At 62.5% G+C, this 16,461-nt stretch carries 12 protein-coding genes; 8 read left to right on the top strand and 4 right to left on the bottom strand.

Going from position 1 to position 16,461, the window contains the following annotated elements; all coding sequences use genetic code 11:
- Window positions 1–62: 62 nt before the first annotated feature.
- The 4 genes from NKJ04_RS25695 (at window position 63) to NKJ04_RS25680 (ending at window position 4,859) form a co-directional block, all read left to right on the top strand.
- On the top strand, window positions 63–1,043 hold the full coding sequence (locus NKJ04_RS25695; RefSeq protein ID WP_352677885.1) for an RluA family pseudouridine synthase: 981 nt from the start codon (window positions 63–65) through the stop codon (window positions 1,041–1,043).
- A gap of 62 nt (window positions 1,044–1,105) precedes the next feature.
- A complete protein-coding gene (locus NKJ04_RS25690) occupies window positions 1,106–1,978 on the top strand; it encodes a DMT family transporter (RefSeq protein ID WP_352677900.1) in 873 nt (290 codons plus the stop codon).
- A gap of 11 nt (window positions 1,979–1,989) precedes the next feature.
- Entirely contained in the window at window positions 1,990–2,781 is a 792-nt protein-coding gene (locus NKJ04_RS25685; RefSeq protein WP_352551992.1) for an ATP12 family chaperone protein, read from the top strand.
- A 191-nt stretch (window positions 2,782–2,972) separates the two neighbouring features.
- The gene (locus tag NKJ04_RS25680; protein WP_023812073.1) at window positions 2,973–4,859 is read left to right on the top strand and encodes an MFS transporter; all 1,887 of its coding nucleotides are present in this window, start codon (window positions 2,973–2,975) and stop codon (window positions 4,857–4,859) included.
- Between the two features lie 99 nt (window positions 4,860–4,958).
- Here the strand turns inward: NKJ04_RS25680 and NKJ04_RS25675 are convergent, their stop codons facing one another.
- Complete coding sequence (locus NKJ04_RS25675) at window positions 4,959–5,156, bottom strand: DUF2735 domain-containing protein (RefSeq protein ID WP_352611724.1); 198 nt, start codon at window positions 5,154–5,156, stop codon at window positions 4,959–4,961.
- Window positions 5,157–5,472: 316 nt separating this feature from the next.
- Here NKJ04_RS25675 and NKJ04_RS25670 point away from each other — a divergent pair, with 316 nt between their 5' ends.
- Entirely contained in the window at window positions 5,473–6,513 is a 1,041-nt protein-coding gene (locus tag NKJ04_RS25670; protein ID WP_023812071.1) for a glutamine synthetase beta-grasp domain-containing protein, read from the top strand.
- Window positions 6,514–7,250: 737 nt separating this feature from the next.
- Here NKJ04_RS25670 and glnA read toward each other — a convergent pair.
- Both glnA and NKJ04_RS25660 read right to left on the bottom strand, forming a co-directional pair.
- Window positions 7,251–8,660: a type I glutamate--ammonia ligase gene (gene glnA / locus NKJ04_RS25665; RefSeq protein ID WP_128306005.1), complete on the bottom strand. Its 1,410-nt coding sequence runs from the start codon at window positions 8,658–8,660 to the stop codon at window positions 7,251–7,253.
- A gap of 65 nt (window positions 8,661–8,725) precedes the next feature.
- Window positions 8,726–9,064, bottom strand: coding sequence for a P-II family nitrogen regulator (locus NKJ04_RS25660; protein ID WP_006205430.1), 339 nt, complete (start codon window positions 9,062–9,064; stop codon window positions 8,726–8,728).
- Window positions 9,065–9,422: 358 nt separating this feature from the next.
- Here NKJ04_RS25660 and NKJ04_RS25655 point away from each other — a divergent pair, with 358 nt between their 5' ends.
- Together NKJ04_RS25655 and NKJ04_RS25650 are read left to right on the top strand one after the other, a co-directional pair.
- Complete coding sequence (locus tag NKJ04_RS25655; RefSeq protein WP_352677883.1) at window positions 9,423–10,967, top strand: NAD(P)H-hydrate dehydratase; 1,545 nt, start codon at window positions 9,423–9,425, stop codon at window positions 10,965–10,967.
- Window positions 10,964–12,967, top strand: coding sequence for a hypothetical protein (locus NKJ04_RS25650; protein WP_352677881.1), 2,004 nt, complete (start codon window positions 10,964–10,966; stop codon window positions 12,965–12,967). The genes NKJ04_RS25655 and NKJ04_RS25650 overlap by 4 nt, the downstream gene beginning before the upstream one ends.
- A 43-nt stretch (window positions 12,968–13,010) precedes the next feature.
- On the opposite strand, the gene NKJ04_RS25645 is transcribed toward NKJ04_RS25650, so the two are convergent.
- Window positions 13,011–14,543, bottom strand: a complete 1,533-nt coding sequence (locus tag NKJ04_RS25645) for an acyl-CoA carboxylase subunit beta (RefSeq protein ID WP_023812067.1) — start codon at window positions 14,541–14,543, stop codon at window positions 13,011–13,013.
- A 408-nt stretch (window positions 14,544–14,951) separates the two neighbouring features.
- Between NKJ04_RS25645 and NKJ04_RS25640 the strand changes: the two genes are divergently transcribed.
- A complete protein-coding gene (locus NKJ04_RS25640) occupies window positions 14,952–16,373 on the top strand; it encodes a DEAD/DEAH box helicase (protein WP_023812066.1) in 1,422 nt (473 codons plus the stop codon).
- Window positions 16,374–16,461 lie beyond the last annotated feature (88 nt).

Raw genomic sequence — 16,461 nt, 5'->3', positions numbered from 1 at the left:
TGCTATTGCCGCGCCAAGAACAGGCCGGGCTTCGCTCGGGAAACGGATAAGCGACAAAAAATATGGCAGGCGTTGAACAGATCACGGTGGAGACCGGCGAGGCGGGCATGCGGCTCGACCGCTGGTTCAAGACCCATTTCCCGGGCCTTGGTTTCGGCCATTTGCAGAAGCTTCTGCGCTCCGGCCAGATCCGTGTCGACGGCGGTCGGGTCAAGGCCGACACCCGTGTCGAGCCCGGCCAGATGGTTCGCGTCCCACCGCTCGAGGTCGACAAGAAGGGCGAGAGTGCGCTGACCGGCCACTCGATCCGCAACCAGGGCGATGCCGATGTCCTGTCGAAAATGCTGATCCATGAAGACCCTAAGGTTTTCGTCTTCAACAAGCCGGCGGGCCTTGCGGTGCAGGGCGGCTCGGGCGTCACCCGCAATGTCGACGACATGCTGGAGGCCTGGCGCAACCAGAAGGGCGAGAAGCCCAGATTGGTTCACAGGCTCGACCGCGACACCTCGGGCGTGCTGGTCGTCGCCCGCAGCCGGCTGGCCGCCATGAAGCTCTCGGAAGCGTTTCGCGCCCGCGAGACCAAGAAGACTTATTGGGCGCTGGTCAAGGGCGTGCCGCCCAAGCGCGAGGACAAGATCTCGACCTGGCTGATCAAGGAGCCGACGCCGGACGGTGACCGCGTGCGGGTCGCCGCGCATGGTGAAAAGGGCGCCGACCACGCCGTGTCCTACTACCGCATCATCGAGCAGGCGGCGCAGACGATGACCTGGCTGGAGATGGAGCCTTATACGGGCCGCACCCACCAGCTTCGCGTTCATGCCGCCCACATCGGCTGTCCGATCCTGGGCGATCCGAAATATTTCGAGGCCGACACCAACTGGGACTTTCCCGGCGGCATTCAAAACCGCCTGCATCTGCATGCGCGCCGCATCATCATTCCGCATCCCGACAAGGGCGTCATCGATGTCACCGCGCCAATGCCGCCGCACATGCGACAGAGCTGGAACCTGATCGGCTTCGACGACGCCAGCGCGGAGGACTGATCGTGAGCGGCGCCACCGACGGGCTCGCCACCGATACGCTTGATCGCCGCGACACGGTCGACATGGCCGCCGCCGCCATCATGGTCGGGCTGACCTTTTCCTGGGGGCTGAATTACGTCGCCGCCAAGATCTCCTACGCCGGCTATGATCCGGTTTTCCTATCGATCGCGCGCTCGATCATCGGCGGCCTGTGTGTCTTTGCCTGGTGCCGGTGGCGCGGCATCGCGCTTTTCACGCGCGACGGGACCTTGCTCGCCGGCATCGCGGTTGGCGCGCTTTTCGGAATCGAGTTCCTTTGCCTCTACGTCGGCCTGGAGCACACCACCGTTGCCCGCAACACGCTGCTGGTCAACACAATGCCGTTCTGGATGCTGCTCGGTGGCCATTTCCTGCTCGGCGAGCAGATCACCCTGCGCAAATTCCTCGGCCTGCTGCTGGCGTTTGCCGGCCTTGTCGCGGTTTTTTCCGACAAGCTTGGCGGTAGCGGGGACATGTTGTTCGGCGATCTCCTGAGTCTTGGCTCCGGATTTTTCTGGGCCTTGACCAACATCCTCATCAAGCGGTCGAAGCTGGTCGAGGCGAGCGCCGAAAAGCTTCTGCTTTACCAGCTCGCCGGGGCAGCGATCGTAGGCGTCTTGGTGCTGCCTCTCGCCGGCCCGCCCGTTCGCGATCCGACCGTGCTGCCGACTTTGGCGCTGCTTTTCCAGGCTGTCTACATCGTCGCCTTCACCTATGTGCTGTGGTTCTGGCTGCTGCGGCGCTATCCGGCATCAGGCCTGTCCAGTTTCACCTTCCTGTCGCCGGTTTTCGGCGTGCTGTGCGGCGCCATGTTCTTGAATGAGCCCCTGACCATGCGCATTTTTCTGGCACTTGGCCTGATTGCCGCCGGCCTGATCATCGTCAACCGGCCGGTGCGCAAGCTGACGCCGGTGTAAGAGAGACCTTCATGCGTGATATCCTCAACGACCTCGAAGCGGGCAAATATCTTTCCCATCCCGATCCGGTGCGTCGCGCCCAGATCCAGATGAAGACGCATCTGCCGAAGCGCTTCTACAAGGCCGCCTCTGTCGCACCTGTCGACAATGGCTTTGCCGTGCATCTCGACGGCAAGCCGGTGCGCACCCCGGGCAAGGCGCTGCTGGCGCTGCCTACCGAGGCAGCAGCAGTGCTTGCCGCCGACGAATTCGCCGCCCAAAGCGAGACCATCAATCCGGTGACCATGCCGGTGATGCGTCTCGTCAACACCGCCATCGACGGTGTTGCCAGCGACCCGCAGGCGGTGCTGGAGGATATCCTGCGCTTCGCCTCATCCGATCTGCTCTGCTACCGCGCCGACGTACCGCAGGGGCTGGTGGAGCGGCAGAACCAGCATTGGGATCCGGTGATCGACTGGGCGAGGGGAACACTCGGGGTCCGCTTCAATCTCGCCGAGGGCATCATTCATGTCGAGCAGCCGCGCGAGACCATCGCCGTGCTGGGCAGCCATCTTGCTCAGCGAACAGAGCCGCTGCGGCTCGCCGCCATCCATGTGATGACCTCGCTGACCGGTTCGGCTCTGCTGGCGCTGGCTGTCGATTTCGGCGAACTCGATGCCGATTCTGCCTGGGCCGCTGCCCATGTCGACGAGGACTGGCAGATCGAGCATTGGGGGCAGGACGCGGAGGCCGTTGCCCGCCGCGCGGCTCGCAAGCGCGACATGATGGCTGCTGTCGGCCTGCTGGAAGCGCTCAAGCGCTAAGGAGTTTTCCCAGCTCGCCCGGATTCATCCCGCAGTGCACCTAATACCAAAGTCATAATCCCAAAGACGCGCTGCCTTTGGCAGGCGCTTTCTGTCATTTTTCCGAATGGCTGTCGTTGAGTCCGTGCTCGGAGGAGAACGCGGACGGTGTCGCGCAGCATCGAGAACGGGTCTCACGGGAGGATAACGCAATGGCAATCGCATCGACCGCCGGCGGAGCAAGCCGCGGCATGACGCGGGAGGAGAAGAAAGTCATCTTCGCTTCCTCGCTCGGCACCGTTTTCGAATGGTATGATTTCTATCTCTACGGCGCATTGGCCGGAGCGATCGGCGCGGCATTCTTCGCCTCCTATCCAGAGGCGACTCGCAACATCTTCACGCTGCTGGTTTTCGCCGCCGGCTTCCTGGTGCGCCCGTTCGGCGCGCTGGTGTTCGGTCGCATTGGCGATCTCGTCGGCCGCAAATACACATTTCTTGTCACCATCCTGATCATGGGCCTGTCGACCTTCCTGGTCGGCCTGCTTCCCGGCTCGGCGAACTGGGGCATTGCGGCGCCCATCATCCTGGTCGGGCTGCGCATGCTGCAGGGCCTGGCGCTCGGCGGTGAGTATGGTGGTGCGGCGACCTATGTCGCCGAGCATGCTCCCGACGATCGCCGCGGCTTCTATACGTCGTGGATTCAGACGACGGCGACGCTCGGCCTGTTCCTGTCGCTGATCGTCATCCTGGTCGTGCAGAATTCGCTGAGCAAGGAGGATTTCGCGGCTTGGGGCTGGCGTATTCCGTTCCTGCTCTCGGCCATACTGCTCGGCATATCGGTCTGGATCCGCCTGTCGCTTGCCGAATCGCCGACTTTCCAGCGCATGAAGGACGAGGGCAAGGGCTCCAAGGCGCCGCTGACGGAAGCCTTCGGCCAGTGGAAGAATGCCAAGATCGCGTTGCTCGCGTTGTTCGGCCTCACCGCCGGCCAGGCTGTGGTCTGGTACAACGGCCAGTTCTACGCGCTGTTCTTCCTGGCGAATGTGCTCAAGGTCGACCCACAGTCGGTCAACATCATGATCGCGATTGCGCTGGCGCTCGGCGCGGTCTTCTTCGTCGTGTTCGGCTGGCTATCCGACAAGATCGGCCGCAAGCCGATCATCATGGCCGGTCTCGCGCTGGCGATCGTCACCACCTTCCCGCTGTTCAAGGCGCTGACATGGGCCGCCAACCCGGCGCTCGCCACCGCCCAGCAGAACACGCGTGCGACGGTGACCGCTGCTCCGGGGGACTGCAAGTTCCAGTTCAATCCAACCGGAACACGCAAGCCTCTCACCTCGTGCGATATTGCGACGGACTTCCTGGCCAAAAGCTCGGTGCCCTATGATATCGTCACGACAGCGGCAGCGGGAACAGCGGCCAGCGTCAAGATCGGCGCCGAGACCGTGACGTCTTACGACGCCGTGGCGGCCGCTGATAAGGCTGCTCCAAGCGATGCGGCTTTCAAGAAGGCGATCAACCTGGCGCTTCAGGACGGCGGTTATCCGCTGAAGCGTGCTGCCGCCAAGGTTGCTGACCAAAAGCTCGACGCCTTTGTCGCGGCCAATCCCGAACTGAAGCTCGACGCGGCAGCCATTCGCGCCGGTGAAAAGGCCACTGTCCCGCTCGCCCAGGCGGTCAAGGACAAGCTGCTGACGGCCGATGAGGCTGCCGGCGCCACGGACGTGACCGTCTACAGTGTTCCGGCGGCCGGTGCGTTCGCGATGTTTGCCGACCCGGCGGCGGTCAACTGGGCAAAGGTCATCGGCATCCTGTTCATCCTGGTCCTCTACGTGACCATGGTCTACGGGCCGATCGCGGCGATCCTGGTCGAGATGTTCCCGACCCGCATCCGCTATACCGGCATGTCGCTGCCCTATCACATCGGCAATGGCTGGTTCGGCGGCCTGCTGCCGGCGATCGTGTTCGCGCTCAGCGCCTCCAAGGGCGATATCTACTACGGCCTCTGGTATCCGGTGGTGATCGCGGCGATGTCGCTGATCATCGGCATGATCTTCGTCAGGGATACGCTGGGAACCAACCTGCACGACAAGCAGTAGCTGACAGCTCCAGCATACAAAGATAAAGCCCGGCGCGAGCGATCGCGCCGGGCTTTTGCTTTCATGCTATCCGTTGACGAGGGCTGCTGCCCCTCTGTGTCAGATCTTGCGGCCCCGGGCCTCATCCTCGATGGCTGCCTCATGGTACCAGCCGTCGCCGAAGTCTGCGCGGGCACCACGCAGCGAGGCAAGCTCTGCCGCAAACTTAGCCCTTCCGCTCAAATTTGAGGCAGAGAGACGCGCTGCCGCCGGGAACATCAGAATTTTGGCCGACGGTCGTGTGGAAATGATTTCCATTGCCGGGTTCCTTTCTTCCGCCGAACCTTTTCGATTCAACTTGGTCCGAAGATAAGGTCTGCAATCAAGTTAGGCAATATGCCTATGAAAAGATCAGTATTTGCACACTATTTGTGCAAATAACGATTGTGATCGATCCGGGCGCATTGCTTAGGCGCTCGCCGACTTTCGAGCGGATGCCGCGTCAATTTTGCCGCACCCTCCGGACCAAGAATGGCACACGAATTGCATTTTAAGTGTGCGGCAGGCCGTCTGCTGACGGCAGACGCATGTCGACGCCGTTCAGTGTTCGGTGATCAAGCAACGAGAGGCTAGAATGACGAAATACAAGCTCGAGTATATCTGGCTCGATGGATATACCCCGGTCCCCAACCTTCGCGGCAAGACGCAGATCAAGGAATTCGCCGAATTCCCTGATCTTGAGCAGCTGCCGCTGTGGGGCTTCGATGGTTCCTCGACCCAGCAGGCCGAAGGGCACAGCTCCGATTGCGTGCTGAAGCCGGTTGCGGTCTATCCGGATCCCGCCCGCACCAACGGCGTGCTGGTCATGTGCGAAGTCATGATGCCCGATGGCGTGACGCCGCACGCATCCAACAAGCGCGCCACCATCCTCGATGACGAGGGCGCCTGGTTCGGCTTCGAGCAGGAATATTTCTTCTACAAGGACGGCCGGCCGCTCGGCTTCCCCGAGAGCGGCTATCCCGCACCCCAGGGCCCGTACTACACCGGCGTCGGCTATTCCAATGTCGGCTCCATTGCGCGCCAGATCGTCGAGGAGCATCTCGACCTCTGCCTCGCCGCCGGCATCAACCACGAAGGCATCAACGCCGAAGTTGCCAAGGGCCAGTGGGAATTCCAGATTTTCGGCAAGGGCTCCAAGAAAGCCGCCGACCAGATGTGGATGGCCCGCTACCTCATGCAGCGCCTGACCGAGAAGTACGGCATCGACATCGAATACCACTGCAAGCCGCTTGGCGACACCGACTGGAACGGCTCTGGCATGCACGCCAACTTCTCGACCGCCTATATGCGCGAAGTCGGCGGCAAGGCCTATTTCGAAGCGCTGATGGCGGCCTTCGACAAGAACCTGATGGATCACATCGCCGTCTACGGCCCGGACAACGACAAGCGTTTGACCGGCAAGCACGAGACCGCGCCGTGGAACCGGTTCAGCTATGGCATTGCCGACCGTGGCGCCTCGATCCGCGTGCCGCATTCCTTCATCAAAAGCGACTACAAGGGTTATCTGGAAGACCGCCGTCCGAACTCGCAGGGCGACCCCTACCAGATCGCCTCGCAGATCCTGAAGACGATCGCCTCGGTTCCGGCAAGCGCCCAGGTTTCGGCCGCCGCGTAAGCGTTTCGGACTGCATGACAAGAAGACCCCCGGCGTTTCGCGCCGGGGTTCTTTTTTGGCCGTTACCCGGCTGACGGCATTCCTGGGAAAACATACCCAGAAAAAGTCAGGGAATTCACGCGGTCGCAAATCGCCCGGGAGTTCTTGCCGCAGCCATGTGAGCCTCCGGCGATCACTCGCTATAAAGCCCGGAAAAGCGCCTTTTCCAGCCCTTATCCGGGGCAAAGGGCCTTCCATAAGCATCTGTTCATACAGCAGAATCGGCCATTCGCGGCCCGGCTTGCGACGTTGACAGATCACGCTACGGCATGCGTATTCGCAGGCCTTGGGGTTACGTCACGCAATGCTGTTCGGACGGGCGGGGTTTTCTGAACGGCGGCATTGGCGTGGGCGCCGGACGAGCGGTCACTGTAGCCTGAGACAGTGCTCCGCTCGCTCCTGGCTCCAACGTTGGCGACCGAGCGGCCGCCTTGATCTTCACTGGACATCGCCGAGTAGTGATTGAAGTCACCGGACCGATGCTCAAGCCGGCCGCTCCGATGGACCGTAGGTCCAAGAATCCGGGCATCGTGCGATCGCCGAAGACGAAAGGCGGATACGGGCGCGCATGCGGCTGCCGCGCAGGCGAGACATGCCGGTCGGCTGGCAATTCCTATTGGAGCGCAGCAAAAAGCCCTTGAAAGAGGGAAGTCTTTCAAGGGCTTGGTTATGGCGAATCTTAGGCTGAGATTGAAGCCTCAGACGGAGTAGTACATGTCGTATTCGACCGGATGCGGGGTCATTTCGAAGCGCATCACTTCGGCCATCTTCAGCTCGATGTAGCTGTCGATCTGGTCGTCGTCGAAGACGCCGCCAGCCTTCAGGAAGCCACGGTCCTTGTCGAGGCTCTGCAGGGCTTCTCGCAGCGAACCGCAGACGGTCGGGATCTTTTTCAACTCCTTCGGCGGCAGGTCGTAGAGATCCTTGTCCATCGGCTGGCCGGGATGGATCTTGTTCTTGATGCCGTCGAGGCCGGCCATCAGCAGGGCGGAGAAGGCGAGGTAGGGATTCGCGCCCGGATCGGGAAAGCGGACCTCGACGCGCTTGGCCTTCGGCGACGAGCCGAACGGGATGCGGCAGGACGCCGAGCGGTTGCGCGCCGAATAGGCGAGCAGAACCGGCGCTTCGTAACCCGGCACCAGGCGCTTGTAGGAATTGGTCAGCGGGTTGGTAAAGGCGTTGATCGCCTTGGCATGCTTGATGACGCCGCCAATGAAGAAGAGGCAGTTTTCCGACAGACCTGCATATTCATTGCCGGCGAAGGTCGGCTTGCCGTTCTTCCAGATCGACATGTGGACGTGCATGCCCGAGCCGTTGTCGCCGAAGATCGGCTTCGGCATGAAGGTGGCCGTCTTGCCATAGGCGTTGGCGACCTGGTGGACGACATATTTGTAGATCAGCATCTTGTCGGCGTTGCGCACCAGTGCGTCGAACTTGATGCCGAGTTCGTGCTGGGCCGCCGCCACCTCATGGTGATGCTTTTCGACGCGCACGCCCATCTCGGCGAGCACGGTCAGCATTTCCGAGCGCATGTCCTGCGCGCTGTCGATCGGCGGCACCGGGAAGTAGCCGCCCTTGACGCGCGGACGGTGGCCGAGATTGCCGGTCTCGTAGTCGGTGTCGTCGTTCGACGGCAGTTCCGTGGAGTCGAGCTTGAATCCGGTGTTGTAGGGATCGGCCTTGTACTTCACGTCGTCGAACACGAAGAACTCGGCTTCCGGGCCGACATAGATGGTGTCGCCGATGCCTTCGGCCTTCATGTAGGCCTCGGCCTTCTTGGCCGTACCGCGCGGATCGCGGTTGTAGGATTCACCCGAAACCGGATCGAGGATGTCGCACAGGATGACCATGGTCGACTGCGCGAAGAACGGGTCCATGTGGACAGTGTCCGGATCGGGCATCAGCACCATGTCGGACTCGTTGATGGCCTTCCAGCCGGCAATCGACGAGCCGTCGAACATCACGCCATCGGCGAACATGTCTTCCTCGACCTCGATGACATCCATCGTCACGTGTTGCAGCTTGCCCTTCGGGTCTGTGAAGCGCAGGTCGACGAATTTCACGTCGTTGTCCTTGATCTGCTTCATGATGTCTTTGGCTGTCGTCATGTCATGTATCCCTGTTTGATGACGTTTTTTGTTGATGACGTTTTCAGGAGGATGGCCGGGTCAGGTCAGACCGCGTCCATGCCCGTTTCGCCGGTGCGGATTCGCACAACTTCCTCGATATTGGAAACGAAGATCTTGCCGTCACCGATGCGGCCCGTCTGGGCCGCCTTGCGGATGGCCTCAATGGCGCCTTCGACCGCGTCGTCGCCAAGCACGACCTCGATCTTCACCTTGGGCAGGAAATCGACGACATATTCGGCGCCGCGATAGAGTTCGGTGTGGCCCTTCTGACGACCGAAGCCTTTTGCCTCGGTGACAGTGATGCCTTGCAGTCCGGCTTCCTGAAGCGCTTCCTTCACTTCGTCCAGCTTGAATGGCTTGATGATCGCTTCGATCTTTTTCATGTAAAAAGTGGCCTCCACTGCCAAAAAAACGGGTTGTGACCCCCCGCTTGCGCCTCCATCAAGCACGAACTGTGCCAATTCAGCGGATTCTAAGCGGTCTCATAAGATTTCAAAGCCGCGCCGCACCGGGATGCAAATTCGCGTCATTCACTGCACCGGAAGCGGCATGGGCTGCCAGAGCCTACACAGCGCCAACACCCGCGTCCGCACAAAAATCAGGCACATCGCCTATCCCGCAGGCAATTTTCTGCCCGCGATGCCTTCGTCCCGACGTTATGGCCGCAGATCTCGGCAACTCCCCCTTGTTTGCTTAGGATCGAAATTGGACAATGCTTGATAGCATGCGGATCGGCAATCCATGAGCAACGAACTTCTTGTCCCCGCCGAAATGACCGCGGCTGATCGGCTGACGATCGCGGCCGGTCCGGCCGATGGAATCAGTCTGATGCGGCGCGCGGGCGCAGCGGTCGCGGCCGAGGTTCTCAAGCGCTATCCCTCGGCAAAGCACATCCATGTGCTGTGCGGGCCCGGCAACAATGGCGGCGATGGCTATGTCGTCGCACGCCTCCTGGCCGGCAGCGGCGTCGGCACAACGATCTGGTCATCCGGAGCGCCGAGGCCGGAAAGCGATGCGGCGCTCGCCGCCGCGGAATCACTGATCAAGTCCCGGCCGCTGTCTGATTTCGACGCCGAGTTCGGCTCGATCGTGATCGACGCGCTCTATGGGGCAGGGCTGTCCAAGCCGCTTTCCGGCGATGCCGCGAAGGCCGTCGATACCGTGACAGCCCTGCGCCTGCCTGTGGTCGCGATCGACCTGCCGTCGGGCGTCTCAGGTGCCAGCGGTGAAATATTGGGCAGGGCGTTTCGTGCCGAGGTCACCGTCACCTTCGCGCGGAAAAAGCCCGGCCACTTGCTGCTGCCGGGGCGCGGGCAATGCGGTGAAATCGTGCTCGCCGATATCGGCATCGATGACGGCATCATCGCCCAGCTCGCTGTCTCGACCTTCGAAAATGTGCCGGACCTGTGGTTGCGGGAATTTCCGGTGCCGGCGGTGGACGCGCATAAATACAAGCGCGGCCATGTCGGCGTCTTTTCCGGCGGCCCGAGTGCTACCGGCGCGGCGCGGCTGTCGGCGATGGCCGCCGCGAGAAGCGGGGCAGGGGCGGTCACCGTGCTGTCGCCTGGCAATGCCCTGCAGGTGAACGCGACACACCTCACCTCGATCATGCTGCGAGAGGCGGGGTCACTCGAGGAGGTGCAGGAATTTCTGACGGCGCGCCATCCCGAGGCGCTGGTGTTTGGACCGGGGCTCGGGCCAAAGCCCAAGGTCGGCGATTTCGCCCTGCAACTGATCAAGACCTTGGCGGAGGGTGCACGCGCATCGCAAACCGCAAACCACGGAGGAGCGATCGTGCTTGATGCTGACGCCATTACATCTATGGCCCATCAGCCGCAGTCGCTGTTCGAAGCCGCCCGTCACCTGAACGCGCCAGCGTTGGTGATCACGCCGCATGAGGGTGAATTCGGCCGCTTGTTCCCAGATATCGCCGGGGACAAAACCATGTCGAAATTGGACAAGGCGCGGGCGGCCGCAGCGCGGGCCAATGCCGTCATCGTCTACAAGGGCGCCGACACGGTCATAGCAGCGCCCGATGGCAAAGCGGCGATCAACTCCAACGGTGCACCGTGGCTGGCCACAGCCGGGTCAGGCGACGTGCTGTCGGGCATCATTGCCGGTTTGCTCGCACAAGGCATGCCGCCCTTCGAGGGCACCTGCGCGGCGGTGTGGCTGCATGCCGAAGCCGGCAGCCGGTTCGGACCCGGCTTGATCGCCGAGGATCTGCCGCTGGCGCTGCTGCCGGTGTTGCGTGAACTCTTCGACGCGCGCATGGCCGTTCCATGAACCGCGCCCTGGCTCTGCTGCTTGCCACAGTCTTTGCCGTCTTCGTGGCGTCGACGGCGCGCGCCGAGGGCCCTGTGATCATCGTCGACGATCCGGCGGTGCTCGCCGCACTCGATGCCAAGGGTTTCGGCTTCGTCGACGTTTTCGGCGTCGACGGCGAGGACGGTCTAAAGACGCTTTACGACGAGGCACCCGCCTATCACGCCATCGTCGACATCGTTGCCTCTGATGTTGCGGCATTGCGCGCCGAGATGAAAGCCGGTGGGCGGCCGCTCTACGAGATAACCGACGGCAATGTCGGCCGCATCATGGACATGCGCTGGCTGAAGACCGATGCCGCGCGCCTCCGGTTGGTCGGCATCGTCAACCGGCTCGACCGTCGCGATTTCACGCTGCTGCAAGGCGACAGGAACTGCGGCGAGGTGCGCTTCGTCTACCGCCTGGCCTACAGTTTTCGCAAGAACGGCAAGCTGCTGGCATCGCGCCTGCCGTTCAATTTCAATGCCGTCTACAGCGCCGCGCCCGATGCCGACGGCGGCTGCGTCGGCACTGCCGGACGCTGGACGCCACAGCTTGACGAGAGCGTCGATGCCGGCTGGCTGACCGGCGGGCCGCTGGAGAAGGCCGGGCTGACCTTCAAGCAGCTGGAGCTCAACGCGCAGGTGGTGCGCTTCCCCTCCGGACAGGAAACCGAGTTCGGTGGCCAAGCCGCCTATCTCATGCGGGTATTCGGCATCGATGGCGCTGCTATCAGCGAGAAGCCGCTGGAGAACACGCCCGACACCGCACGGCTCTCGCAGGACGCGGCGCTGAAAGCACGGCTTGCCGCCTATGTCGACGCCAATCTGCCGGCGGTCGATGAAGGCGTTTATGAAATTCCCGACGAGTTCCTGGCCAGAAAGATTATTTCATGGTCGACCTTCGGCAGCGCGCGGCAGGCCAATCATCCGTTTACGCAATTATTCCACCCCAAGGAATTCGCACCGCTCGATTATTCCGCGCTGAAACTGGTGCGCACGCCGGAAGCGCTGGTCGAGCGGCTGGACAATGGCGCCTGCCAGGGTTGTCATCAGGCCGGTTCGACCGCCGGTTTCCATTTCATCGGGCTAGACGACAAGACGACATCGCCGTTGAACCGCATCGAGGTCGGGGTTTCGCCGCATCTTCATGCCGAGATCCCGCGGCGCCAGGCGTGGCTGGCCGCCACGGCCGAAGGCAAGCAGCCGAACCGCTTCCGTCCGCTCTCCTTTGCGCCGCCGGCGGTCTGGACGAACGGCGGCGCGGTCGATTACGCGCCGGCGGAGATGGCCATGCCGTGCCTGATGCAGGAAGATGCGACCCGCTTCGGCGCGACCTGGCAGTGCAGCAGTGATACCATCTGCACGCCGCTGGCCACCGCTTCGGGCGTGCACACGAAACTGGCGCAATGCCTGCTGCCCAAGGACAGCGAAAAAATGTTTTCCGGCCATCCCTGCCTGACCGGCTCGATCGCCAGCAACGCGGCGCAGCCCTTCAACGACCGCTACAGCAGATCGGGCCAGTTCGCGGCCTTCGCCCCGGACATTTCCCGTACCGCCTACACCTGCCGTCCGCCGAAGATCGGCGTGCCTGGAGGCATCGCCTATCGCGGCTGCGACGACAAGGACCGTGCTTTCGCGGCCTTCAAAGCCGGCAAGCCGATGCCGAATGAAATCTGCGGGCTGGTCGGCGGCAAGAAATTCGACATCTGCGTGGCCACCAACAATTTCGACCAATGTCTTGGCGGCGCTGTCAATCGCGGCAACCGGCCGGCCTGTTCGGCCGATCATTTCTGCCGCGAGGACTATATGTGCCAGTCGCTGCCGCCGGACACGCCGGGCATCGGCAAGGTGAAAGGCATCGGCTTCTGCTCGCCGACCTATTTCATCTTCCAGATGCGCATCGACAACCACGCAACGCCATGGGGCAGCCCTGTCCGTGCCACGATGGGAGCGGGGTTTGGTGCGGCGGAAGAGGAGTGAGCTGCCCGACGGTTACCTCCTCGGATAGATGCCCAGCCACGCCTCACAGCGGGATGTTGTCGTGCTTCTTCCAGGGGTTCTGCATGTCCTTGTTGCGCAGCATGCGCAGCGCGCGCGCGATGCGGCGGCGGGTCGAGTGCGGCATGATCACCTCGTCGACATAGCCGCGCTCGGCGGCGACGAAGGGCGACAGGAAGCGATCCTCGTAAGCCTTTGTGTGGGCTGCGATCTTTTCGGCGTCACCGATGTCCTTGCGGTAGATGATCTCGACCGCTCCCCTGGCTCCCATCACCGCGATCTGCGCGGTCGGCCAGGCGTAGTTCATGTCGCCGCGAAGATGCTTTGACGCCATCACGTCATAGGCGCCGCCATAGGCTTTGCGGGTGATGACGGTGATCTTCGGCACGGTGGCCTCGGCATAGGCGAACAGGAGTTTCGCGCCATGCTTGATCAGCCCGCCATATTCCTGCGCGGTGCCGGGCAGGAAGCCGGGGACATCGACGAAGGTGACGATCGGGATCGAAAAACAATCGCAGAAGCGCACGAAACGGGCCGCCTTGCGGCTGGCGTCGGAATCGAGCACGCCGGCCAATACCATCGGCTGGTTGGCGACGAAGCCGACGGTGCGGCCCTCGACGCGCCCGAAGCCGGTGACGATGTTCTTGGCGAAGTTCTGCTGGATCTCGAAGAAGTCGCCTTCATCGGCGACCTTCAGGATCAGTTCCTTGATGTCGTAGGGCTTGTTGGCGTTGTCGGGAATCAGCCGGTCGAGCGACAAATCATGGTCGGTGACCGACTGGTAGCATTCGATCTCGGGAAGCTCCGACGTGTTGGAGGCCGGCAACAGGTCGACCAGCCGGCGCATCTGCAACAGCGCCTCGACGTCATTGTCATAGGCGCCGTCGGCGATCGAGGATTTCGTCGTGTGGACGGAGGCGCCGCCGAGGCTCTCGGCGGTCACCGTCTCGTTGGTCACGGTCTTCACCACATCCGGCCCAGTAACGAACATGTAGGAAGTGTCGCGCACCATGAAGATGAAGTCGGTCATGGCAGGCGAATAGACGTCGCCGCCGGCGCACGGTCCCATGATGACGGAAATCTGCGGAATGACGCCTGAGGCCAGCACGTTGCGCTGAAAAATCTCGGCATAGCCGCCGAGTGCTGCCACGCCTTCCTGGATGCGCGCGCCGCCAGCATCGTAGAGGCCGATGATCGGCGCCCGGTTGCGGAGCGCCATCTCCTGCACCTTGATGACCTTCTCGGCATGCGCTTCCGACAGCGAGCCGCCGAATACGGTAAAGTCCTTGGCGAAGAGGTAGACCGGGCGGCCGTTGACGGTGCCCCAGCCGGTGACGACGCCGTCGCCGGCGATCTTGGTGTTCTCCATGCCGAAGTCGGTCGAGCGGTGCTCGACATACATGTCGAATTCCTCGAACGAGCCCTCGTCGAGAAACACCTCGATGCGTTCGCGCGCGGTGAGCTTGCCCTTCTTGTGCTGGGCATCGATGCGGACCTGGCCGCCGCCCATGCGGGCGATCTCGCGGCGGCGCTCGAGTTCCTTGAGAACGTCTTTCATCGATTACCTCCCAAGCCAGCGGCATTTCGTCGTAATCGTGCCGGCAAGCGAGCGCAAGCGGCGCTTGCGCCACGGGCTTTGCTGCGCTGCAACATGAAGCCCCTTGCAATTGAGGGCGAACTCAGCCATATGCAGCCCATAGGCGCTTGGGCCGGGAACGAATCCGGCCTTCTCGACGAATGAGACTGGTTGCGTCTGTTTTCCCTCTTTCCGGTATATCGGCCCTTTTTCCGGTAAATCACAAAGCGGCGAAAAAGCCCCGTGGCATGATGCCTGCGGGCACGACAGCGCAGCCGAGTGGACGAACCCGTCCGCCCGCCTTGTCGTTCATCACAGATTTTTCGACGGCAGGTTGCGCCCTGCCGCCATTGATGTTTGCGGCCAGAAGCCGCGTGAAAGAAGATTATTTTGACCAACGAAAACACTTTGCCCGGTAGCACTGCGGAACTCACCGGTTTCGCGGCACTGGGTATTACGGGCGCGCTGCTCAAGGCCACCCACAACGCCGGCTTCGCCGAGCCGAAGCCGATCCAGGCACAGGCGATCCCGCCGCAGATGGAAGGCCGTGACATTTTCGGCATTGCCCAGACCGGCTCCGGCAAGACTGCGGCCTTCGCGCTGCCGATCTTGTCGAAGATCATTGCGCTTGGCACCAAGCGCCGGCCGAAGACGGCACGTGCGCTTATCCTGGCGCCGACGCGCGAACTCGCCGTGCAGATCGAAGACACGATCAAGATCCTCGCCAAGGGCGCGCATGTCTCGACCGCGCTCGTTCTTGGCGGCGTGTCCCGCTTCAGCCAGGTGAAGAAGGTTGCTCCCGGCGTCGACATCCTGATCGCCACGCCCGGCCGGTTGACCGATCTTGTGCGTGAAGGCGATCTCGTGCTTGCCGACACCAAATGGCTGGTGCTGGACGAAGGCGACCGCATGCTCGACATGGGCTTCATCAACGACGTCAAGCGCATCGCCAAGGCGACCGCGCCCGACCGTCAGACGGTGCTGTTCTCGGCGACCATGCCCAATGAAATCGCCGAACTGGCCAAGGGCCTGCTGAAGAACCCGATTCGTGTCGAAGTCGCGCCGCAAAGCACGGCGGCGGCCGAGATCGTGCAGGGCGTCGTCTTTGCCCGCACCAAGCAGAAGCGCCAGGTGTTGTCGACGATGCTCGCCGACGAGGCGATGAAGTCCGTCATCATCTTTTCGCGCACCAAGCATGGTGCCGACAGGGTGACCAAGGACCTCGAGCGCGATGGCTTCAAGGCCGCCGTCATCCACGGCAACAAGTCGCAGAACGCCCGCCAGAAAGCGCTGAACGATTTCCGCGACGGCTCGGTGCGCATTCTGGTGGCGACCGACATCGCGGCGCGCGGCATCGACGTGCCCGGCATCAGCCATGTCGTGAATTTCGACCTGCCTGATGAAGCCGAGAGCTACGTCCACCGCATCGGCCGTACCGGCCGCAACGGCATGGACGGCATCGCGATAACGCTTTGCGATCCTTCCGAGAACAGCAAGCTGCGCCAGGTCGAGCGCATCATCCGCACCAAGCTGCCGATCGTTGCCGACCATCTCGGCAGCCCCGATCCGCTGCGCAATCCGGCTGAAAAGAACGAGCGATTCGAGCCGGCCAATGATCGCAACGACCGCAATGGCCGTCGCGACGGCAGGCGGCCCGGTGGCGAGAACAAGGGCAACGGCTTTGGCAAGAAGCGCTTCGGCGACAAGCCGGCCTTCGCAGGCGAGCGCAAGCCTGATGGCGCCAAGCCGGCCTTCAAGGGCAACAACAAGCGCCGCTTCGGCGGCAAGCGTCCGGCGGCGCGGGCTGCGTAAGTAGGCAGCGCTGTAGTCAATCAAGCTCAGGCTGGCTGACTGCCGGGACAGACCAAGGAAAGGGCGGCTGAAGCGATGCTTCGGTCGC

The sequence above is a fragment of the Mesorhizobium sp. M0618 genome (genome assembly GCF_040320765.1).
GTDB lineage: Bacteria > Pseudomonadota > Alphaproteobacteria > Rhizobiales > Rhizobiaceae > Mesorhizobium.
The sequence above is the reverse complement of the archived record's forward strand: the minus strand, read 5'-3'. Positions and strand labels throughout refer to the sequence as shown.

Bases quoted from the DNA above. Each gene is read 5' to 3' on its own strand.
- NKJ04_RS25695 (WP_352677885.1), top strand. From the start codon at position 63: ATGGCAGGCGTTGAACAGATCACGGTGGAGACCGGCGAGGCGGGCATG.
- NKJ04_RS25690 (WP_352677900.1), top strand. From the start codon at position 1,106: ATGGCCGCCGCCGCCATCATGGTCGGGCTGACCTTTTCCTGGGGGCTG.
- NKJ04_RS25685 (WP_352551992.1), top strand. From the start codon at position 1,990: ATGCGTGATATCCTCAACGACCTCGAAGCGGGCAAATATCTTTCCCAT.
- NKJ04_RS25680 (WP_023812073.1), top strand. From the start codon at position 2,973: ATGGCAATCGCATCGACCGCCGGCGGAGCAAGCCGCGGCATGACGCGG.
- NKJ04_RS25675 (WP_352611724.1), bottom strand. From the start codon at position 5,156: ATGGAAATCATTTCCACACGACCGTCGGCCAAAATTCTGATGTTCCCG.
- NKJ04_RS25670 (WP_023812071.1), top strand. From the start codon at position 5,473: ATGACGAAATACAAGCTCGAGTATATCTGGCTCGATGGATATACCCCG.
- glnA (WP_128306005.1), bottom strand. From the start codon at position 8,660: ATGACGACAGCCAAAGACATCATGAAGCAGATCAAGGACAACGACGTG.
- NKJ04_RS25660 (WP_006205430.1), bottom strand. From the start codon at position 9,064: ATGAAAAAGATCGAAGCGATCATCAAGCCATTCAAGCTGGACGAAGTG.
- NKJ04_RS25655 (WP_352677883.1), top strand. From the start codon at position 9,423: ATGAGCAACGAACTTCTTGTCCCCGCCGAAATGACCGCGGCTGATCGG.
- NKJ04_RS25650 (WP_352677881.1), top strand. From the start codon at position 10,964: ATGAACCGCGCCCTGGCTCTGCTGCTTGCCACAGTCTTTGCCGTCTTC.
- NKJ04_RS25645 (WP_023812067.1), bottom strand. From the start codon at position 14,543: ATGAAAGACGTTCTCAAGGAACTCGAGCGCCGCCGCGAGATCGCCCGC.